The organism is Streptomyces sp. MP131-18 (assembly GCF_001984575.1).
Classification (GTDB): Bacteria; Actinomycetota; Actinomycetes; order Streptomycetales; family Streptomycetaceae; genus Streptomyces; species Streptomyces johnsoniae.
Genome location: NZ_LZNS01000001.1, coordinates 73213 through 93234 on the forward strand (window position 1 = coordinate 73213; position 20022 = coordinate 93234).

Below are 20022 nucleotides of genomic sequence, written 5' to 3' on the forward strand. Positions count from 1 at the left end.
AGCGCAACCCTCTGTAATCACTCAATGACGAAGAGTCACGTGGAGTCGCGCGCGGCGAGCCCCATATGCTCCCCCACCTTGTTCACCAGGAGAGTCATCTCGTAGCCGACCTGCCCGATGTCCGCATCGGCGCCGGCCAGCACGCACAGACAGCTGCCGTCGCCCGCGGCGGTGACGAACAGCACACCGTCATCGAACTCGATCATGGTCTGACGGACATCGCCACACCGGAAGTGCTCTCCGACCCCCTTGGCAAGGCTGTGCAGTCCGGAGGCGACCGCCGCGAGGTGCTCCGCGCTGCTCCGCTTCAGGCCCCGGCTCACCGAGGTGACCAACCCGTCGCTCGACAGGAGCAGCACGTGCCGCACGCGCGGCAGCCGTTGCGCCAGGTCGTCCAGCAGCCAGTCAAGCGTGGTACTCAGTGCCATCCCCAGCTCCCCCTTCTCGTAAGGCGACTGCTGTGTCAGCCTTCCCCAGTAAGAGGCTGTGGGCAACCACCTGTGCGGTACCGCTATCCGGAAGGGACCGTACCGTTTCTTCTGGTCAACCCCGTCACCGGGGCGGGCAGAACGCGCCGGGCACGGCAGCCGCCCCGACCGCGGCTGCGGTCGGGGCGGCACGGCCCGGATCAGCGGCCCAGCTCCTTGCGCCCCGCCCGCCGCAGCCGACGCCGCTGTGGCGCGTCGAGCAAGAGGTAGGCGGCGGCGGGAACGCCGAAAATGACGAGCGCAGCGATCCAGAAGTTGGTCAGCGCCCACAGCACGAGGCCCGCGGCCACCGCACCGATGGCCACCTTTCCGCCACGAGACATCCTTGCTACCTCCTTAGCGGCGGCAGCCGCCGCGCCGATGGGTGAATGTTCTTCCAGTGTCCACCGTTCCGCGCGGAACCGTCCCGTTACGTCAGTCCTGCCGCAGCGGGGCGCCGACCTCGTGCATGTGGCGCAGGGCCTGCCGGTAGGAGTCGACCAGCCCGGTCTCGGCGTACGACACGCCGGCCTCCTGGCAGTACCGGCGCACGGCGGGCTGGGCGAGGCGCAGGTGCGGGCGCGGCATGCTCGGGAACAGGTGGTGCTCGATCTGATAGTTGAGGCCGCCCATGAGCCAGTCGGTGACCGGCCCACCGCGAACGTTCCGCGAGGTCAGGACCTGCCGGCGCAGGTGTCCCCAGCGCTGGCCGCTGTCCGGGGCGGGCATCTCCATGCCTTTGTGGTTGGGCGCGAAGACGCTCCCGAGGTGGAGACCGAACAAGGCATGGTGGACCAGCGCGAAGACGACGGCCTTGCCCGGGCCCATGGCCATGGCGAGCAGCGTGACGTAGGCCACGAAGTGCGCGACGAGCAGGAGCCCCTCGACGGCGCGGGCCCGGCCCTGCCGCTCCCAGCCGCGGGAGGAGACGACCATCTGGATGCTGGAGACCTTCAGCGCGATGCCCTCGAGCAGCAGCAGCGGGAAGAACAGCCATGCCTGGTTGCGGGTGAGCCAGCGATTGAAGCCGGCGCGCCTGGCGGCCTGGGCCTGAGTCCACACCAGGACGCCTTCCCCGACGTCCGGGTCCTTGTCGAGGTGGTTGGGGTTGGCGTGGTGCCGGTTGTGCTTGTCGTTCCACCAGGCCGAACTCATGCCGAGCAGCAGATTGCCGAGGAACAGGCCCAGGAGGCGGTTGATCCGCCGCGACGACGCTATCTGCGAGTGACCCGCGTCGTGGCCGAAGAACGCGGTGCGCGTGGAGAACAGCGCGAGGGGCACCGCGAGCGCCACCGTCCACCAGGAATCGCCGACCAGCAGCACGCCGGCGACGAGCGCGGCGAAGATGACCAGGTTGACCGTGATCGCGGCCGCGTACCAGCCGGTGCGGCGGGCGAGCAGCTCCTGCCCCTTGATCTCCCGGAGCAGCGGGGCGAATTCATCCGCCGGTTTTGGCCTGGAACGAGGTGTTGCAAGGGCGGCGGAAGCTTGGGGCATGTCGTCTCCGGAAGGGTGGATGGAACGCTCCTGAGCAGCCTAGAAGCGGAACCGAACCCTCACCATGGCCGCAGCCCCCGCCCCAGGGGTGTACTCAACCCCCCTATTCGTGCGGCATTTGCCCGTTTTGCGGGGTCCATTTCCGGATCGCCGGACACCTGAGGTACCCTCGGCGGTCGCCTTGCCGCTAGTCAAGTTTGAGGAGTGGGTCAGCGCTGTGACATCCGGCCCGGCCGCCCCCGCCCGTCTTCCCGCACTCACCTCCTGCGCGGCCGTCTTCCTGCCGGCCGATCCGCCCCGCGCCTCGCACGTCGCCTTCTGGCGTCCCGACGGCAGCCCCCCCGTGCCGGGCGAGGAGCCCTCCGGGGACCTGGCCGTCGCGCTGCCCGACGCCGACGGTCAGGTCCGCGTCCAGGAGGTGCCCGCACTGCTGCTGCCCGTGGCGGCGGCCGTGCCCGTGCTGACCAGGGCCCGCACCGCGGCGGGTGCGCACCCCGCCACGGCCTGTTGGGGCGCCGCAGCCGTTCTGGCCCTGCAACTCGCGGCCCGCGGGCGGCTGTTGCCGGGGATCAGCCCGGCCGACCACGACGCCTGGCGGCTGGGCCCGCTGGACACCCCCGACGCGGCGCGGCTGCGGGAGCTGGCCGAGGCCATGCCGCCGCACGCTCACGCGGTGCCGCTGCCCGGCGAGGCGGCCGACGGCGGGCCGCTGCTGCCGCGCCCCGAGGCGCTGCTGCGTGCCTTCCTCGACGCGGTCGCGGACGGGCTGCCGCGCACCCCGGCCGCGGCGTCGGCGGCGGGCGGGCCCGCGTTCGCCGCGGCGGCGCCGCGCCGGTTTCCCGGGCACCGGCCGTGGGCGGAGGGCGTGGCCGCGGGCCACGACGCGGGGGTCCGCCTCTCGCTTCGTATCGAGGCGGGGCTGCTCTCGGCCGGCGGGCCACCGGAGGAGGGTGCCGCCCCCGGCTTCCGCGCCGTGCTCCAACTGCACAGCGTCGGCGATCCGGGCCTGGTCGCGGACGCCGCCGAGGTGTGGGCGGGAACGTCCGCGGCGACCGGCTCGTTCGGGCCCCGGGTGCGCGCCGACACACTGCTCACGCTGCGCCGCGCGGCGGCGGCCTGGGGGGCGCTGACCCCGCTGCTCTCGGCCGCCGTGCCGGACGCGGTGGACCTCGCCGACGACGAGATCGGCGAGCTGCTCGGCGTCCCCGTCTCCCGCGCGCTCGCCGCGGCCGGGGTCGAGGTGCACTGGCCGCGCGAGCTGGTGCGCGGGCTCACCGCGCAGGCCGTGGTGGGCCCGGAGGCGGGCGCGGCGGACGGCGGACGGTCCTCCGCCCGGCCGGCGCTGCTGTCCCCCGGCGCGCTGCTCTCCTTCGACTGGCGTTTCGCCGTGGGCGGGACGGAGTTGACCCGTGAGGAGCTGAATCGCCTCGCGGAGGCGGCCCGGCCCGTGGTGCGCCTGCGCGACCAGTGGGTGCTCGTGGCGCCCGAGGAGGTGCGCCGGGTCCGCGACCGGCGGGACGGGAAGGTCACCGCCATCGAGGCGCTGGGGGCCGCGCTCACCGGTGCCGCGGAGATCGACGGTGAACGGGTCGAGGTGACCGCCACCGGCTGGCTGGCCGTGCTGCGCGACCGGCTGGCCGACCCCGAACGCGCCGATACCGAGCCGGTCGCACCGCCCCCGGCACTGGCCGCCACGCTGCGGGACTACCAGCTGCGTGGCCTGACGTGGCTGCACCGGATGACCTCGCTCGGTCTCGGCGCCTGCCTGGCCGACGACATGGGCCTGGGCAAGACCGTGACACTGATCGCGCTGCACCTGCACCGCCAGGCGGATGCCGGGACGGCGGGGCCCGCGCTCGTGGTCTGTCCGGCCTCACTGCTCGGCAACTGGCAGCGGGAGATCGGCACGTTCGCCCCCGCAACCCCGGTGCGCAGATACCACGGCGCCGCGCGTGACCTGGAGGAACTCGGACCGGACGAGGTGGTGCTCACCACCTACGGCACCATGCGGCGGGACGCGCCGCGGCTGGCCGGCGCGGCGGACTGGTCCCTCGTGGTCGCCGACGAGGCACAGCACGTGAAGAACCCGCACTCCGCCACCGCCCGTCAGCTGCGGGCTGTCCCCGGCCGGGCCCGGGTGGCGCTCACGGGTACTCCGGTGGAGAACAACCTGTCGGAGCTGTGGGCGATCCTCGACTGGACCACGCCGGGGCTGCTCGGCGGCCTCGCCACGTTCCGCAGCCGTCATGCCGACGCGGTCGAGAGCGGCGCCGACCCGGCGGCGGCCGACCGGCTCGCCCGCCTGATCCGGCCGTTCCTGCTGCGGCGCCGCAAGTCCGACCCCGGCATCGCGCCCGAGCTGCCGCCGAAGACGGAGACCGACCGCGCCGTCGCGCTCACCGCCGAGCAGGCCGGGCTGTACGAGGCCGCGGTCCGCGAGGGCCTCGCGGCCGTCTCCGGTGCGGACGGGCTGGCCCGTCGCGGCCTCGTGGTCAAGCTGCTCACCTCGCTCAAGCAGATCTGCAACCATCCCGCGCAGTTCCTCAAGGAGGAGAACGCCCCGCGGCTCGCGGGCCGTTCGGGCAAGCTGGAGCTGCTGGACGAGCTGCTCGGCACGATCCTGGCCGGGGATGCGAGCGTGCTGGTGTTCACGCAGTACGTGCGCATGGCGCGGCTGCTGGAGGCGCATCTGACCGCGCGCGGCATCGGCGCCCTGCTGCTGCACGGCGGCACCCCGGTGCCGCGGCGCGAGGAGATGGTGCGCAGCTTCTCCGCGGGCGAGGTGCCGGTGTTCCTGCTGTCCCTCAAGGCCGCGGGCACCGGGCTGAACCTGACGCGCGCCGAGCATGTGGTGCACTACGACCGCTGGTGGAACCCCGCGGTCGAGGAACAGGCGACCGACCGGGCCTACCGGATCGGGCAGGACCGTCCGGTGCAGGTGCACCGGCTGATCGCGGAGGGCACGGTGGAGGACCGGATCGCCGCGATGCTGGAACGGAAGCGGGCGCTTGCGGACGCGGTGCTCGGCTCGGGCGAGGCGGCCCTCACCGAGTTGTCGGACGCCGAGCTCGCGGAGCTGGTGGCCCTGCGCGGCACCGAGCGGCTGGGGAGCGCATGACGAACCGGGCAACATCGGAGGAACTGGTTTTCGAGGCCCTGCCGCCCGCCCGTGGACGCGGCTTCGCGACCACCTGGTGGGGCAGGAGCTGGCTGAAGGCGCTGGAGGACACCGCGCTGGACGGCGGACGGCTGCGGCAGGGCAGACGGCATGCCAGGGCGGGCGCGGTCGGCGCCGTCTCGGTGCGGCCCGGCCGGCTGACCGCCGTGGTCAGGGCGGGCGACGGCACCGGCCACCGTGCCGACGTGCTGCTGCGGCAGCTGTCCGACCGCGAATGGGACCGGTTGCTGCACACCGTGGCCGGGGAGGGCGGGCACATCGCCGCGCTGCTCGACCGGGAGATGTCCCCCCAGCTGGTGGCGGACGCCGCGGCGGCCGGGGTCGATCTGCTCCCCGGCATCGGCGATCTGGAGCCGGAGTGCGAGTGCGGGGAGTGGGACCACTGCGCGCACACCGCGGCGCTCAGCTACCAGGTGGCGCGGCTGCTGGACACCGACCCGTTCCTCCTGCTGCTGCTGCGCGGGCGCGGGGAGCAGGAGCTGACGGACGAGCTGCAACGGCGCAGCGCCGCCCGGGCGGAGCCGGCCGGGAACGCCGCGGCGCAGCCCGCGGGGGTGCCGGCCGCGGAGGCGTACGCGCGGTGGGCGGCCGGTCCGTTGCCGGTGCCCGCCCCGCCGCCCCGCGTCGCCGAGCCGGGCACCGGCCCGGCGCTGGGCGGCGGGGTGCCGCCGGCGGACGGACTTGACGTCGGGGCGCTGGAGTTCCTGGTCGCGGACACGGCGGCGCGGGCCGCGAGGCTGCTGGCCGCCGCCCTCGGACCGGGCCACGCGCAGGAGGCGCCGCCCGCGGGTCTGGGCGAGTGGCAGGACGCGGTGCGGATGGCCGCAGTCGGGCCCGCCGCGCACATCACGGCGCGGCTCGCGGCCGGCTGCGGCCGTTCCGCGCTCGACCTCGATCTGGCCGTGCGGGCCTGGCGGTACGGCGGGCGCCCCGCACTCGCCGCGCTGGAAGAGGCGCCCGGCGAGGTGCCCGCCGCGGCGCTCGGTCAGCTCGCCGCGGCCTGGGCGGGCGAGGAGTCCCGCCCGGTGCTGCGCGGTGGCGACGGGCGGTGGACGGTGGTGGGCGAGGGCGTGCAGCTGCGCTGGGGCACGGACGGCCGGTGGTGGCCGTTCCTGAGGTCCCGGGGGCGGTGGTGGCCCGCCGGGCCTGGAGAGACGGAGCCGGCCGCCGCCCTGGCCGCCGCGCGGGGCGGCGGGGGCGGCGGCCGGTCCGTTGCGGTGGATGGCGCGGAAGCGGCGGAGCCGCGTCAGGCCAGATCCTCGAACACCGCGTAGTAGCCGCCGGACTGACCGGCCGCGGTCGGATGGTAGGAGTCGCCGATCGGCCAGGTGACGCTGTGCAGCCACGCGTCACCCGAGCAGATCTCATGCCCGGTGAAGGCGGGGCGCACATCGCCGTAGGTGAAGCCGTGATCGGCGGCGCGCTTGCCGATGACCTCGCCGAGGTTGTCCGCGGCGCCGTTGATGGCGGCCCTCGACTGCTCGCTGATGCCCAGCAGGCAGCTGCCGTCGAGCTCGTACATGCGGGGGTAGCCGAGCACCACCACCTCGGCGTTGGGGGCGCGGGTGCTGATGGCCTCGTACACCGTGTCGAGACGGCCGGGCAGGGTGCCGGTGATGTAGCTGTTGGCGGTGTCGACCGCGGACAGGCAGGCGCTGGTGCCCTGGAGCACGCACGTCAGCATGGTGTCCGCGAAGCCCGCGTCGTTGCCGCCGATGCTGATGCTGACGAGGGTGGTGCCCGCGTCGAGTGGGCCGAGCTGGTTGTCGAGGACGTCGGTGGTGCGCGCGCCGGAGCAGGCGGTGAAGTCGAATGAGGCGGGCGCGTTGGCGTCGGCCCACAGTTCGGGGTAGGCGACGGTGCTGCGGCGGCAGTCGCCGCTGCCGCCGTCGTAGCTTCCGGCACCGACGCCGGAGGAGTAGGAGTCGCCGAGGGCCACATACTCGACGGCGGCGGCAGGGATCTCCTGGGCCGAGGCCGTCGCGGGGCCGAGGGCGGATACGCCGAGGGCGACGACCGCGGTGGCGGCCACCGTCAGACAGCGGCGCAGCTTCATGGAACCTCCCAAGGAAGGTCTTCGGGGGATGAGTGGTGCATGAGCGCTTTACCCTCGCCAAGTCGTGTCCATGCCAAGGGTGTTACGGCTTCGTGAACACGAACGAGGGGGGCGCTCCGCGGTGACGGCCGCGGCTGTTTCCTCACCGGCCCGCCACCCGGGATCACCCGCCCGGAGGGGGCTTGTCGGAAGCCCCGGCACGTTCTAGCGTGATCAAACAACGAAGCACAGATATCAACAGCTCGACGTCGGCGGCCCGGCCCGCCGGCCGCACCCGCACGTCAGAGGAGACTCATGGACACCCGGCCCGAGGACGACCGGCTCCCCTACTACGAGGACCCGTCGCCCGGCAGCGGCTCGCTTCCCGCCCGCGCCTGGTACGCCGCGTCCGATGCCGCCCGCCTTGCCCTCAACGGCACCTGGGCCTTCCGGCTCTCCGGCACCGCCGAGGAGGCGGACACCGGATTCACCGCGGACGGAGCGGACACCGCGGGCTGGTCCGAGGTAACCGTTCCCGGGCACTGGGTCCTCCAGGGGCACGGCGCCCCGGCCTACACCAACGTCCGCTACCCCTTCCCCGTCGACCCGCCCCGGGTGCCGACCGAGAACCCGACCGGCGACCACCGCCGCGTCTTCGACCTCCCGGCCGACTGGCCGGCCGACGGCGAGAGCGTGCTGCGCTTCGAGGGCGTGGAGTCCGCCGCGCGGGTGTGGCTCAACGGCGAGGAGCTGGGCACGTTCCAGGGCAGCCGCCTGCCCCACGAGTTCGCCGTGGGCGCGCTCCTGCGCCCCACGGGCAACGTGCTGGCCGTCCGCGTCCACCAGTGGTCGGCCGGCAGCTACCTGGAAGACCAGGACATGTGGTGGCTGCCCGGCATCTTCCGCGAGGTCACGCTCCTGCACCGCCCGCGGCAGGCACCGGCCGACTTCTTCGTCCACGCCGGCTACGACCACACCACCGGCCGGGGCACCCTGCGCGTGGACGCCGAGCCGGGCGGCCGCGTCACCGTTCCCGAGCTGGGCGTCGACCTGGCCACCGGGGAGGAGACGGCCGTCCCCGTCCAGCCGTGGACGGCCGAGATTCCCCGCCTGTACAACGCCGAACTGGCCACGGCGGGCGAGCGCATCCCCCTGCGCATCGGCTTCCGCACCGTCGGCATCGAGAACGGCGTGTTCAAGGCCAACGGCCGTCGCATCCTCTTCCGCGGGGTCAACCGGCACGAATTCCACCCGCAGGCCGGGCGCGCGGTCGACGAGGCCACCATGCGCCAGGACATCCTGCTGATGAAGCAGCACAACATCAACGCGGTCCGCACCAGCCACTACCCGCCGCACCCCGCGTTCCTCGACCTGTGCGACGAGCTGGGCCTGTGGGTCATCGACGAGTGCGACCTGGAGACCCACGGCTTCTGCTTCTTCCCCGACTGGCGCGGCAACCCGGTCGACGACGAGCGCTTCACCCCCGCCCTCCTCGACCGCGCCCGCCGCATGGTCGAACGCGACAAGAACCACCCCTCCGTCGTGATCTGGTCGCTGGGCAACGAATGCGGCGCGGGTGCGGGCCTCGGCGCCATGGCCCGCTGGATACGCGACCGCGACCCGTCACGCCCCATCCACTACGAGAACGACTCCGACTACCCCGACAGCGACTTCTACTCCCGCATGTACGCCTCGCACGAAGAGGTCGAGCGGATCGGCCGCAGGGAGGAGCCGCCGCTGGCCGATCCCGAGCTGGACGCGCACCGCCGCTCGCTGCCGTTCCTGCTGTGCGAGTACGCCCACGCCATGGGCAACGGGCCCGGCGGCCTGTCCGAGTACCAGCGGCTGTTCGAGACCTACGAACGGCTCCAGGGCGGCTTCGTCTGGGAGTGGATCGACCACGGCCTGCCCAAGCAGACACCCGACGGGCGCACCTACTTCGGCTACGGCGGCGACTTCGGCGAGGAGCTGCACGACGGCAATTTCGTGTGCGACGGCCTCCTCTTCCCCGACCGCACTCCCTCCCCCGGCCTGATCGAGTTCAAGAAGGTCATCGAGCCCGTCCGCATCACCGGCGACGCCGGTGCCGGAACGGTCACCGTCACCAACGGGCACGACTTCGCCGACACCTCCCACCTCGCCTTCGAATGGGTCCACGAGGTCGAGGGCGAGCGGCTGGCCGAGGGCCGGCTGAACGTGCCGCCGCTGGCGCCGGGCGAGTCCGCCGACGTCAAGCTGCCGCCCGCGCCCGGCGGAACGGACGGCGGCGAGGCCGTCAGGACCGTGCGCGCGGTGCTCGCCCGGGACACTGCCTGGGCCGCGGAAGGACACGTCGTCGCCTGGGGGCAGGTGACCGCGGGCGGGGCCGAGCCGCGGCGCGCCCCCGCCGCCCCGGCCGTGCCGGGCCGCCGTGCCGGGAATCGGATCGACCTGGGCCCGGCCTCGTTCGACGCGGCCCACGGCCGTCTGCTCCGCCTCGGCGGCCTCACGCCCGCACAGGCACCGCGCCTGGACGTCTGGCGGGCGCCGACCGACAACGATCTCGGTGCGTCCTGGCAGGAGGACGCCAGGTACGGCATGCGCTGGCGCGAACTCGGCCTGGACCGCATGCGCCACCGCATCGACGGCGTCGACCTGGCCGGCGACGCGCTCACCGTGCGCACCCGGGTCGCCCCGGCGGGCGAGGAGCTGGGGCTGCGCGCCGACTACCGGTGGACGGCCACGGACGACGAGCTGTGGCTGACCGTGTCGGTCACGCCGGACAGCGCATGGCCGTGCCCGCTGCCGCGGCTCGGGCTGCGCCTCGGACTGCCCGCCGCGTTCTCACAGGCCGCCTGGTACGGCGGCGGCCCCGGCGAGGCGTACCCCGACACCCGGGCCGCCTCCCGCCTCGGCCGGTACGCGTCCACGGTCGACGCGCTCCAGACGCCGTACGTGCGCCCCCAGGAGAACGGCGCGCGGGCGGACGTGCGCTGGGCCGAGCTGCGGGACGGGGACGGCCACGGGCTGCGGATGACCGCCGGTTCGGCGCCGTTCTGGTTCACCGCCCGCCGCTGGACCTCCGAGCAGCTCGACGCCGCGGAGCACACCACGGACCTGGCGCCGGGCGACACGGTGTGGGTGAACCTCGACCACGGCCAGCACGGCATCGGCAGTCAGTCCTGCGGTCCCGGCCCGCTGCCGCAGTACTACCTGCACGCGGGCACCGCCGAGTTCTCGCTCGGGTTCCGCGAGGTCACGGCCGGGGGCTGACGGCCGGGAGCGGTGTGCCGCCGACTCCGGCCGACGGCACACCGCGTCCCCGATGGGCCGGTCAGCGCTTGACGCCGACGCCGCAGTAGAAGCCGAGGCCGTGCAGCTCCGGGTCGTCGGGTACCGGGCTCTCCGGCTGCCAGAACGGCGGCTGGACCAGGCCGGGCGGGTCCAGCACGTCGAACCCGTCGAAGTATGCGGCGACTTCGGCGCGCGGACGCAGCGTGAGGCTCGCCGTGGCGCGCGAGTACACCTCGCGCACCGCCGCGATCTGCTTCTCGTCGTGGAAGTCGAGCGTGCCGTGGCTGAGGACCAAGCAGCTCCCCGGGGGCAGCGGCTCGGTCAGGGCGCGGACGATACCGCCCGGGTCCGCGGCGTCCTCGATGAAGTGCAGGATCGCGACGAGCAGGAGCGCCACCGGCTGTTCGAAGTCGATCAGCCTGCTGATCGCGGGGCTCTCCAGCACGGCCTTCGGGTCGCGCAGGTCGGCCAGGGCGAACGCGGCGTTCCCGTCGTTGACGAGCTTGGCGCCCGCGTACGCGCTGACGATCGGATCGTTGTCGACGTACGCGACCCGGACGTCCGGGGTGATGGACCGGGCGACCTCGTGGGTGTTGGGCGACGTCGGTATGCCGGTGCCTATGTCGATGATCTGCCGGATGCCGCGACGGGCGACGGCCTTGGTGGCGCGGTGCAGGAAGCTGCGGTTCTCCCGCGCGGCGAGCTTGATGTCGGGCAGCAGCTGGATGACGCGCTCGGCTGCGGCCCGGTCGACCTCGTAATTGTCCTGGCCGCCGAGATAATAGTCGTACATACGGGCCGGGTGGGGCCGGCTGGTGTCGATCTGGTCGGCCGTGAAGCCCGCTTCGCTCACACCGTGCTCCGTCTCTTCGTCCGTGTCGTGCAGGCACGGTGTCCGCCCCCCCGTGGGTGGACACCGTGCCTGCTCTCCTGCGCGGTCATACCAGCAGGAAATCGGCCTCCCCTGATTTCACGCCCTGGATGAATCGCTGGATCTCGTGATGCGAGCAGATCAGTGCAGGTCCGTCCGGATCGGTCGACTGCCGCAGGGCCACCCGCCCGTCCCCGAGCCTCATCACCTCGACGCAGCTCCCGCCGTTGCCGCCGCTCCACGGCTTGGCCCAGCCCTCCGTGCCGAGGTGTTTCGCGGGCATGCCGTTGTAAATGCGATCCATGGTTCAGATCTCCTTGCGAATACCACTGAGGATGGCCTCGGTGCGGTGCACTGGCGCAGCTTGCGCGCACATCCGGTCCAGCGCCTCCCGGAACGCGGACACGTCGTCGCGTTGGTCGAAGTAGGCGGCGCCGGCCAGGCTTTCCGCGCACGCGACGTCGGACAGCTCGGGCAGCGGGAACCGGAAGAGGTGGAACGGCCCGTACATGGCGGGATGCGGCCCGGCCGAGAACGGCATGATCTGCAGCCTCACGTGCGGCGAGGCGGTGCTCTCGATCAGGCGGGTGATCTGGTCGCGCATCACGTCGGGCCGGCCGATGGGCCGGCGCAGCACGGTCTCGTCCAGGACAATCCACAGCAGCGGCGGCCGTTTGCCGGTGAGCAACTCCTGGCGCGCCAGGCGTAGCGCGACCAGTCGCTCGATCTCCTCGGCGGGCGCGTGCGGCAGTCCGGCGCGCAGCACGGTCGCGGCGTACGCCTCGGTCTGGAGCAGGCCGGGTACGTAGTGCGGCTCGTAGGCACGGATCTGGTCGGCCTCGGCCTCCAGACTGACGAACGCGGTGAACCAGTCGGGCAGCACGTCGCGGTAACGGTGCCACCAGCCGGGCTGGTTGGCCTCGCGGACCAGGTGCAGGAAGCCTTCGATCTCCTCCTGGTCGGTCACCCCGTAGATCCGCAGGAGCTTCTCCACGTACGGGATCTTCAGCCCGACCTGGGCCTTCTCCATCCGGCGAATGGTGGCGTGCGTAACGTCGAGGGCCCGCGCCGCCTCGTCGAACGAGACGCCGGCCGCCTCGCGGAGGTCCTGAAGTCGCTTGCCGAGCACGAGCCGCAACACGGTCGCCGCTCCGCTGGCCTGTCCGCCCGCCACTAGCACCCCCCTTCAACTGCCGCCATGGTCAAGCAGTGTGCCATGCCATCAGCGTGCTCGACAGTCTGCTACCGACGATTTTGTAATTTGCAGGATGCCTCTTGCCGGATGAGAGGGACAGCCCGCACAGTAGGACGGTGGTTTTCTCCTCACACCCTCAGCCGCTCATGCGAACGGGGAGCGCGGTTCAGTCGAACGAGCGACTCCGGTTCCTCCTGCCGGCGGTGGACACCTCGGCAGCCGAGGCCCGCAGGCGGGCGCACCGTCAGCTCGTCGCCTGGCGGACACCCGAGGAGACCTGCGAGAACGCCACGCTGATCCTGTCCGAGCTGGTGACGAACGCGCTGCGGCACACCGCGAGCGAGATCGTCGGCTGCGAGCTGCGCATCGACGGCCCGCGCCTCCGGGTCGCCGTGACGGGGGCCGGCAGCGGACCGGAGCGCCGGGTGCGGCGCGCGGGCGAGGACGAGGAGGGCGGGCGCGGCCTGCTGCTCGTGTGCGCGCTCGCGCAGCTGTGGGGCGTGCGCCCGGGGAAAGCGGGCGAGGGACACATCGTCTGGGCCGAGCTGCCCCTGGGTCCCGCCCACGCCTGAGCGCGGTGCACGGGGGGGCGCGCGACAGGGGCGAAAATGGCACAATCCCCTGGATGCCGAACGGCGTTCACCATATCGAACGGGCGCGGTCCGGCCGCCCCTGCCGTACGCGTCGAGAGGCCCGCCGCATGTCCACGACTCCGCACCGCCTGTGGTACCCCCGACCGGCCCGCGCATGGCTCGAGGCCCTGCCCGTCGGCAACGGCCGGCTGGGCGCGATGGTGTACGGCGGGACCGCGACGGAGGAACTCCAGCTCAGCGAGGACACCGTGTGGGCCGGCGGCCCGCACGTCTTCGACAATCCCGGGGCGCGCGAGGCGCTGCCCGAGATCCGCCGCCTGGTGTTCGCGGGCGAGTGGGACGCGGCGCAGCGGCTGATCGACGCCGAGTTCATGGGCATTCCGGTCAAGCAGCCGCCCTATCAGACCGTGGGCAGCCTGCGGCTGGCCTTCCCCGCGGGCGAGGACGAAGGTGTCTCCGGCTACCGGCGCGAGCTGGACCTGGCCACCGCGGTGCACGCGGTGGAGTTCTCCCGCACCGGTGTGCGGCACCGGCGGGAGGTGTTCGCGACCGCGGCGGACCAGGTGATCGCCGTCAGGCTCACCGCGGACACGCCGGGCGCGGTCACGTTCACCGCCGCCTTCGGCAGTCCGCTGGCCACCGGCACCTCCTCCCCCGACGCGGCCACCATCGCGCTGGCCGGACGCGGCGAGGACTCCGGCGGGGTGGCCGGGCGGGTGCGGTTCACCGCGCTGGCCCGCGCGGTCGCCGAGGGCGGCACGGTGACCTCCCGCGACGGCGAACTGCGCGTGGACGGCGCCGATGCGGTGACGCTGCTCGTCTCGGCCGGGACCAACTACGTTTCGTGGCAGGACCTCGGCGGCGACCCGCAGGCGCGGGCCGACCGCGATCTGGCGGCGGCCGGGTCCCTGACCTATGCCCGGCTGCGCGAGCGGCACGTGGCGGACCACGGCGAGCTGTTCGGGCGGGCCGACCTCCAGGTGCCCGCGACCGACGCGGCCGCACTGCCCACGGACGAACGGATCGCCGGTTTCGCGGACGGGGACGACCCGCAACTGGCCGCGCTGTGCTTCCAGTACGGCCGCTACCTGCTGATCGCCAGCTCCCGGCCCGGCACCCAGCCGGCGAACCTCCAGGGCCTGTGGAACGACATGACCGACCCGCCGTGGGGCTGCAAGTACACCATCAACATCAACACCGAGATGAACTACTGGCCCGCCGGGCCCGCCAACCTGCTGGACTGCTGGCAGCCGCTGTTCACCCTGCTCCGGGAACTGCGGGAGTCGGGGGCGCGCACGGCGCGCGACAGTTACGGGGCGCGCGGCTGGGTCGCGCACCACAATACGGACGCCTGGCGCGGAACGGCCCCCGTGGACGGCGCGTTCTGGGGCATGTGGCCCACCGGCGGCGCCTGGCTCGCGATGTCGCTGTGGGAGCACTACCGCTTCACCGGCGACATGGCGACCCTGCGCGAGCACTACCCGGTACTTGCGGACGCGGCCCGTTTCTTCCTGGACACGCTCGTCGAGGACCCCGGCAGCGGGCACCTCGTCACGTGCCCCTCGGTGTCCCCCGAGAACGCACACCACCCGGGCGACGGCGGCTCGTTGTGCGCGGGTCCGACGATGGACGGGCAGATTCTGCGCGACCTCTTCGGCGCGGTGGACGCGGCCGGGCGCCTGCTCGGCGTCGACGAGGAGCTGCGGGCCGAGGCGCGGGCGGCGGCGCGGCGGCTGCCGCCGATGCGCGTGGGCGCCCGGGGACAGTTGCAGGAATGGCAGCAGGACTGGGACGCGCAGGCCCCCGAGCAGGACCACCGGCACGTCTCGCACCTGTACGGGCTGCATCCGAGCAACCAGATCACGGCGGACACCCCCGAGTTGTTCGAGGCCGCCCGGGTCACGCTGGAACAGCGCGGCGACGCGGGCACCGGCTGGTCCCTCGGCTGGAAGATCAACTTCTGGGCGCGCCTCGCCGACGGCGACCGCTCGTTCAAGCTGCTGTCGGACCAGCTGACCCCCGAGCGCACCGCGCCGAACCTCTTCGACCTGCACCCGCCGTTCCAGATCGACGGCAACTTCGGGGCCACCGCAGGCATCACCGAATGGCTGGTGCAGAGCCACACCGGCGAACTGCGCCTGCTGCCGGCCCTGCCGGGCGCCCTGCCCGAGGGGCGGGTGCGCGGCCTGCTGGCGCGTGGCGGCTTCGAGGTGGCGCTGAACTGGTCGGGCGGCGCGCTGGCCGAGGCCCGAGTGACGTCCCGGCTCGGCCGCGTCGCCCGCGTCCGCTCGGCGGCCGACCTGGAGGTGGAGAGCGGCGACGGCACACCGGCCGAGGCCACGCGGCCCGCACCGGGCCTGCTGGAATTCCCCACGCGCGCGGGCGCCGACTACGTGCTCAGGCCGCGTCGGTGAAACGGGCGGTGGCCAGCGCCCGCAGCCGGCCAAGACCTGACAGCGCGACGACGAGCCCCGCACAGCCGCAGCCGAGGGTGAGCGCGTAGGCCCAGCGGGCGCCGTGGGCCTCGATGACGAGGCCCACGGCGAGCACCCCGAGGGCGCGGCCGATGCCCACCGCGGTGGACATCCAGGCCATGCCCTCGGTGAGCATCCCCGCGGGCATGCCCTGCCGGACCAGGCTGTATCCCGCAATGACCGTGGGGGCGATGAGCATGCCGGAGAACAGGGAGAAGATCCACAGCGCGGCCACGCTCGGCATCGCCCACAGCGGCCCCGTGCCGAGCACGACGGCGGCGAGCGCGAGCAGGAACTGGCGGTCCAGCGGCAGCCGCCACTCCCGCGTCCCGTACCACAGGCCGCCGACCGCGCTGCCCAGGGCGTAGGTAGCCATCACGCCGCCGACCATCCAGGGCTCGCCGTGCTCGTCGACGAACGCCATGGTGCTCAGCTCCCACCCGGCGAACATCGCGGCGGTGCACACGTACACGCCGCACACCAGGCGCAGCCCGGTCGAGGAGAGTGCGCGGCCGCCGACGGCGGGACGCGGCAGCACCGGGGGCTCGGTGCGGCGCTGGGCGGCCAGCAGCAGGCAGCCGGTCACCCCGAAGAGCGTGACGGTCACCACCCCGGCCGCGGGGTGGATCAGCACGACGGCGGCGATCAGCAGCGGGCCCACGACGAAGATCAGCTCGTCGGCCACCGACTCGAAGGAATAGGAGGAGCGCAGCAGGGTGCCACCGGCGTCGCCGGCCGCGAGATGGCTCCAGCGCGCCCGCACGAGTGCGGACAGCGGCGGCATCAGCGCGCCGAACGCCGCGCCGGAGGCGAACAGCAGCCAGCCGGGGGCGGCCAGTTGGGCCGCGAGCACGAAGAGCGTGCCGGCCAGGCCGAACGCCGCGGCCACCGGACGCAGCACCCGCCGCTGGCCGAACCGGTCCACGGCGTAGCCGAGTTGGGGAACGACCAGCGCGTAGCACAGGGCGCCGCCCGCCGCGACGGCCCCGGCCGCGGCGTAGCTGTCGGTGACGTGTGTGATGAGGAAGACGGTGCCGAGGGACAGCGTCGACATCGGCAGCCGGCCGACGAGGGTCGCACCGACGAACGCCCGGGCGCCCGGTATCCGGAAAATGTCACGGTAGAGCCGCAGCCCCGCGGCAGGTTGCCCCATGAGGCCCGATCCTGCCGGTCGGCCCGCCGCCCCGCACTCGAATAACGCGCAGGCCCGTAACGCGCGAGGCCGGGCCGCGGCCCGCGCCGTGGGCATCACCGGCGCGTCACGCCGGACGTTCCGCGATGTCGACCAGGGTGGCGCCAGCGTGCGCGATCAGGGCGGCCGGGGACAGTGGGAACACGGTGTGCGGGGTGCCGGCCGCGCCCCACACGACCTCCTCGCCGAGCAGGCCGCGGTCGGCCAGCGTGCGCAGCGGGGTGACGTGGCCGAACGGTGGAACACCCCCAATGGCGTAGCCGGTGGCCGCGCGCACGGTGGTGGCATCGGCCCGGCGCACCCGGGCGGCGCCGAGCTCGGCGCGCAGGCGCTCGGTGTCCACGCGGGAGGCGCCGTCCATCAGCACCAGTACGGGTTCCTTATCCGCTTCGAACACGAGCGACTTTACTATTCCATTAAGCTTGCACCCGATCGCCTCGGCCGCCTGGGCCGCAGTGCGGGTCGCCGCTGGGAAGGAACGGGTCTCGATGCCGTTCAGCCCAAGGGCGGCCAGGGCTGCGGCGAACCGGGGATGAGTGGTGGCGGACGCAGTCATGAACGGGGACCCTAGCGGCCCTCCGATGTGCCCTGCCAAGCATTTCGCCGGACAGTTTGATCGAACGGAAGCGGAAGACCGGAGGAACAGTGGACGTCTCGTTGACCATGTGGGTGCTCACGGTGCTGGTGCTGTGTGCACTCATCGCCGTCGACTTCTTCTTCGGGCGCAAGCCCCATGAAGTGTCGCTCCGAGAGGCCGGGACGTGGACCATCATCTGGATCGTGCTGGCGGTGTTGTTCGGCCTTGCGCTCCTGCTCATGGAGGGTGGCACGCCCGCCGGTGAATTTTTCGCGGGCTATGTGACGGAGAAGTCCCTGAGTGTGGACAATCTCTTCGTCTTCGTGCTGATCATGACCAAGTTTGCGGTGCCCGCGCAGTACCAGGCGCGTGTGCTGCTGATCGGCGTGCTCATCGCACTGGTGCTGCGCGGCGCGTTCATCGCCGCGGGCGCCGCCCTGATCGCCAACTTCTCCTGGGTCTTCTACATCTTCGGCGCCTTCCTCATCTGGACCGCCTGGAAGCTGGTCAAGGAGGCGCGCAGCAACGAGGAGGACGAGGAGTACGAGGAGAACCGCTTCCTCAAGATGGTCGAGCGGCGCGTGCCCTCCACCGACCAGTACCACGGCACCAAGCTGTGGATCGAGGAGAACGGCCGTCGCCTGATCACGCCCATGCTGATCGTGATGCTGGCGATCGGCAGCACCGACATCCTCTTCGCGCTGGACTCCATCCCGGCGATCTACGGCCTGACCGAGGACGCCTACATCGTCTTCACCGCCAACGCCTTCGCGCTGATGGGCCTGCGCCAGCTGTACTTCCTGATCGGCGGCCTGCTCCAGAAGCTGGTGCACCTCTCCTACGGCCTGTCGATCATCCTCGGCTTCATCGGCGTGAAGCTGGTGCTGCACGCCCTGCACGAGTCCGGGGTGCACGTCCCGGAGATCAACACCTTCGTCTCGCTGGGCGTGATCTGCGTGGTGCTGGTCGTCACCACGGTGACCAGCCTGATGGCCTCCCGCCGCGAGCAGGAGCGCGCCAAGGCGTCGGAGAGCAATTCATAGGGCAACCGAGGTGGCGTGGCCCGGCCGGGCCACGCCACCGACGACAGGAACCACGGGACCCCGCGAGGCGTTGACCTCGCGGGGATTCCGCGCATCTCGGGTGGACGGGAGACAGCTCATGGGCACCGATCCGAAGGGCGAGAACGACCCGCAGCGCGACGAGTGGGACGACGTGGTGCTGGACGAGAGCTTCGTGCGCGACGCGGAAGTGCAGGAGCCGACGGCCAGGACCCGCATGCTGAGGGAGCGCTGGAAGGACGGCGGCCCCGCGCCGCAGCCCTGGCGGTCCGACGAGCCGCCCGCTGGCTGGGTGCACGGTTCGGGGCGCAGGCGCGAGCGGCCGCCCCGGCAGCGCAAGCGGCGCTGGTTCCGCAGGAAGAAGGACGACGGCGACGGATCGTGAGCCGTCGGTGAGCAGGAGCGATCACGTGCATCCGATACTCACACCCGCCGCGGTCGATTCGGGAACGCCGCCGGACGCCGCCGGGCCGCCGCTGCTCCTCGTCCACGGCTGGGGCGGTGACGGCGGCGACCGGGCTCCGCTCATGCCGCTGCTCGGCCCGCACCGCCGGCTCCTCGTCCCCGACCTGCCGGGGCACGGCGGCACCCCGCGCCGCACGACCGGTGCACCCCGCGGGACGTCGCGGCCGATCTGGCCGGGTGGCTGAAGGACCGGGGCACCGGCCCGGTGATCGCGGTCGGGCATTCCATGGGCGGGCAGGTGGTGACGGCGCTCGCCGTCGAGCACCCGCATCTGGCGCGGTCCCTGGTCACCGTGACCGCCGGCTACGGCGGCGACTTGTCCGAGGCGGCGCGGCTGCCGGCGGAGCAGGAGGCGCTGCGCCGCGAGGGGGCGTCGATGGCGGTGGCGTTCGTGCGCCGTGCCTGCGGCGGCACGACTCCGCAGGCGGTGCGGGAGCGGCACGAGCGGCCGATGGCCGCGATGGACGCGGAGCTGCCGGCCCGCTACCGCGAGGGGATGTACCTGGCGCCCGGCGCGTTCGGGCTGCGCCCCGCCGCGGAGGCGTACCGGCGCCGCCGCAGGTGCCCGCGCTGTCCGTACACGCCTCCCCGGCAGCCGCCGCATGGGAGCGCACCACGGTGGCACACCCCCTGACCCGCGTGGTGCTGTGGCAGGGCCGCGGCCACTACCTGCACGAGGAGCGCCCGGCCGGGCTGGCGGCGCTGCTGCGGGAATGGTGCGCGGACCCGCGCTGACCTTGCGCGGGCCGCTCGGGCGGTGCCAACCCGGTCCCCCCCTGCCCTCCTGGACCTCCTGGCTCCGCTCGCCCCGCCGGCCCTCCGCTGCGCGGCCGGGCCCGTCGCGTCCGGCGCGGGCGCGCCGACCGATGCGGTCCCCACCGCGGTGGCCGAGGGCGGCAGCCGCACCACCCCGAAGGCCCGCGGCCTGCGGCTCGCGGGCGATATGCCGGGGCACGAGGGCGATGCCGAGGCCGTGCCCGAGCAGGTCGAGCAGGCCGTGCACGTCGTTCGCCTCAAGACCGACCGTGCGGCTCACCCCGGCCGCCGCGAACGAGCGGTCGCGGAGCGCGCGGGCGCCCCAGTCGGGGGCGAAGTCGATGAAGGTCTCGCCGCTCAGCTCCGCCCACTCGGCGCGCTCGCGGCC

General features: G+C 73.1%; 16 protein-coding genes and 2 pseudogenes. 8 read left to right on the top strand and 10 right to left on the bottom strand.

The genetic code is table 11. The annotated features are described in order from the left end of the window. Positions 1 to 35: 35 nt before the first annotated feature. The 3 genes from STBA_RS00320 to STBA_RS00330 all read right to left on the bottom strand — a co-directional run bounded on the left by STBA_RS00320 (position 36) and on the right by STBA_RS00330 (position 1964). Positions 36 to 428 (bottom strand): roadblock/LC7 domain-containing protein, encoded by a 393-nt coding sequence (locus tag STBA_RS00320; protein WP_077057307.1) that lies wholly within the window; start codon positions 426 to 428, stop codon positions 36 to 38. A 200-nt stretch (positions 429 to 628) separates the two neighbouring features. Next, positions 629 to 811, bottom strand: coding sequence for a hypothetical protein (locus STBA_RS00325; RefSeq protein WP_077057308.1), 183 nt, complete (start codon positions 809 to 811; stop codon positions 629 to 631). A 91-nt stretch (positions 812 to 902) separates the two neighbouring features. Beyond that, entirely contained in the window at positions 903 to 1964 is a 1062-nt protein-coding gene (locus tag STBA_RS00330) for an acyl-CoA desaturase (protein ID WP_077057309.1), read from the bottom strand. A 217-nt stretch (positions 1965 to 2181) separates the two neighbouring features. Between STBA_RS00330 and STBA_RS00335 the strand changes: the two genes are divergently transcribed. Then, positions 2182 to 5082, top strand: coding sequence for a DEAD/DEAH box helicase (locus STBA_RS00335; protein ID WP_077057310.1), 2901 nt, complete (start codon positions 2182 to 2184; stop codon positions 5080 to 5082). Then, positions 5079 to 6416 (top strand): SWF or SNF family helicase, encoded by a 1338-nt coding sequence (locus STBA_RS00340; RefSeq protein ID WP_077057311.1) that lies wholly within the window; start codon positions 5079 to 5081, stop codon positions 6414 to 6416. The genes STBA_RS00335 and STBA_RS00340 overlap by 4 nt, the downstream gene beginning before the upstream one ends. Here the strand turns inward: STBA_RS00340 and STBA_RS00345 are convergent. Then, positions 6389 to 7198: an SGNH/GDSL hydrolase family protein gene (locus tag STBA_RS00345; protein WP_077057312.1), complete on the bottom strand. Its 810-nt coding sequence runs from the start codon at positions 7196 to 7198 to the stop codon at positions 6389 to 6391. The genes STBA_RS00340 and STBA_RS00345 overlap by 28 nt on opposite strands. 294 nt (positions 7199 to 7492) lie before the next feature. Here STBA_RS00345 and STBA_RS00350 point away from each other — a divergent pair, with 294 nt between their 5' ends. Further along, complete coding sequence (locus tag STBA_RS00350) at positions 7493 to 10429, top strand: glycoside hydrolase family 2 TIM barrel-domain containing protein (RefSeq protein WP_077057313.1); 2937 nt, start codon at positions 7493 to 7495, stop codon at positions 10427 to 10429. Between the two features lie 61 nt (positions 10430 to 10490). Here the strand turns inward: STBA_RS00350 and STBA_RS00355 are convergent, their stop codons facing one another. From STBA_RS00355 to STBA_RS00365, 3 genes are all read right to left on the bottom strand, one after another. Next, the gene (locus STBA_RS00355; protein WP_079251612.1) at positions 10491 to 11303 is read right to left on the bottom strand and encodes an SAM-dependent methyltransferase; all 813 of its coding nucleotides are present in this window, start codon (positions 11301 to 11303) and stop codon (positions 10491 to 10493) included. A gap of 85 nt (positions 11304 to 11388) precedes the next feature. Beyond that, a complete protein-coding gene (locus STBA_RS00360) occupies positions 11389 to 11625 on the bottom strand; it encodes a DUF397 domain-containing protein (protein ID WP_077057315.1) in 237 nt (78 codons plus the stop codon). Positions 11626 to 11628: 3 nt separating this feature from the next. Continuing rightward, positions 11629 to 12495: a helix-turn-helix transcriptional regulator gene (locus STBA_RS00365; RefSeq protein ID WP_077057316.1), complete on the bottom strand. Its 867-nt coding sequence runs from the start codon at positions 12493 to 12495 to the stop codon at positions 11629 to 11631. A 224-nt stretch (positions 12496 to 12719) separates the two neighbouring features. Between STBA_RS00365 and STBA_RS00370 the strand changes: the two genes are divergently transcribed. Both STBA_RS00370 and STBA_RS00375 read left to right on the top strand, forming a co-directional pair. Further along, positions 12720 to 13088, top strand: a complete 369-nt coding sequence (locus tag STBA_RS00370; protein WP_253194470.1) for an ATP-binding protein — start codon at positions 12720 to 12722, stop codon at positions 13086 to 13088. Between the two features lie 128 nt (positions 13089 to 13216). Then, positions 13217 to 15523, top strand: coding sequence for a glycoside hydrolase family 95 protein (locus STBA_RS00375; RefSeq protein ID WP_077057318.1), 2307 nt, complete (start codon positions 13217 to 13219; stop codon positions 15521 to 15523). Here STBA_RS00375 and STBA_RS00380 read toward each other — a convergent pair. Both STBA_RS00380 and STBA_RS00385 read right to left on the bottom strand, forming a co-directional pair. Then, the gene (locus STBA_RS00380) at positions 15507 to 16736 is read right to left on the bottom strand and encodes an MFS transporter (protein WP_077057319.1); all 1230 of its coding nucleotides are present in this window, start codon (positions 16734 to 16736) and stop codon (positions 15507 to 15509) included. The two genes, STBA_RS00375 and STBA_RS00380, sit on opposite strands and share 17 nt — an antisense overlap. Positions 16737 to 16842: 106 nt before the next feature. Next, positions 16843 to 17331, bottom strand: a complete 489-nt coding sequence (locus STBA_RS00385; RefSeq protein WP_077057320.1) for a YbaK/EbsC family protein — start codon at positions 17329 to 17331, stop codon at positions 16843 to 16845. An 89-nt stretch (positions 17332 to 17420) separates the two neighbouring features. On the opposite strand from STBA_RS00385, the gene STBA_RS00390 reads away from it, so the two are divergent. The 3 genes and pseudogenes from STBA_RS00390 (at position 17421) to STBA_RS00405 (ending at position 19512) form a co-directional block, all read left to right on the top strand. Then, positions 17421 to 18395 (top strand): TerC family protein, encoded by a 975-nt coding sequence (locus STBA_RS00390; RefSeq protein WP_077057321.1) that lies wholly within the window; start codon positions 17421 to 17423, stop codon positions 18393 to 18395. A gap of 118 nt (positions 18396 to 18513) precedes the next feature. Then, a complete protein-coding gene (locus STBA_RS00395; protein WP_079251614.1) occupies positions 18514 to 18798 on the top strand; it encodes a hypothetical protein in 285 nt (94 codons plus the stop codon). A gap of 142 nt (positions 18799 to 18940) precedes the next feature. Continuing rightward, positions 18941 to 19512: pseudogene (locus STBA_RS00405) on the top strand (alpha/beta fold hydrolase). Positions 19513 to 19791: 279 nt separating this feature from the next. Here the strand turns inward: STBA_RS00405 and STBA_RS00410 are convergent. Then, a pseudogene (locus STBA_RS00410) lies at positions 19792 to 20004 on the bottom strand (LysR substrate-binding domain-containing protein); the annotation flags it as partial. Positions 20005 to 20022: the final 18 nt, after the last annotated feature.

Coding starts and splice junctions, on each gene's coding strand:
- STBA_RS00320 (WP_077057307.1), bottom strand. CDS start 428: ATGGCACTGAGTACCACGCTTGACTGGCTGCTGGACGACCTGGCGCAA.
- STBA_RS00325 (WP_077057308.1), bottom strand. CDS start 811: ATGTCTCGTGGCGGAAAGGTGGCCATCGGTGCGGTGGCCGCGGGCCTC.
- STBA_RS00330 (WP_077057309.1), bottom strand. CDS start 1,964: ATGCCCCAAGCTTCCGCCGCCCTTGCAACACCTCGTTCCAGGCCAAAA.
- STBA_RS00340 (WP_077057311.1), top strand. CDS start 5,079: ATGACGAACCGGGCAACATCGGAGGAACTGGTTTTCGAGGCCCTGCCG.
- STBA_RS00345 (WP_077057312.1), bottom strand. CDS start 7,198: ATGAAGCTGCGCCGCTGTCTGACGGTGGCCGCCACCGCGGTCGTCGCC.
- STBA_RS00350 (WP_077057313.1), top strand. CDS start 7,493: ATGGACACCCGGCCCGAGGACGACCGGCTCCCCTACTACGAGGACCCG.
- STBA_RS00360 (WP_077057315.1), bottom strand. CDS start 11,625: ATGGATCGCATTTACAACGGCATGCCCGCGAAACACCTCGGCACGGAG.
- STBA_RS00375 (WP_077057318.1), top strand. CDS start 13,217: ATGTCCACGACTCCGCACCGCCTGTGGTACCCCCGACCGGCCCGCGCA.
- STBA_RS00380 (WP_077057319.1), bottom strand. CDS start 16,736: ATGGGGCAACCTGCCGCGGGGCTGCGGCTCTACCGTGACATTTTCCGG.
- STBA_RS00385 (WP_077057320.1), bottom strand. CDS start 17,331: ATGACTGCGTCCGCCACCACTCATCCCCGGTTCGCCGCAGCCCTGGCC.
- STBA_RS00395 (WP_079251614.1), top strand. CDS start 18,514: ATGGGCACCGATCCGAAGGGCGAGAACGACCCGCAGCGCGACGAGTGG.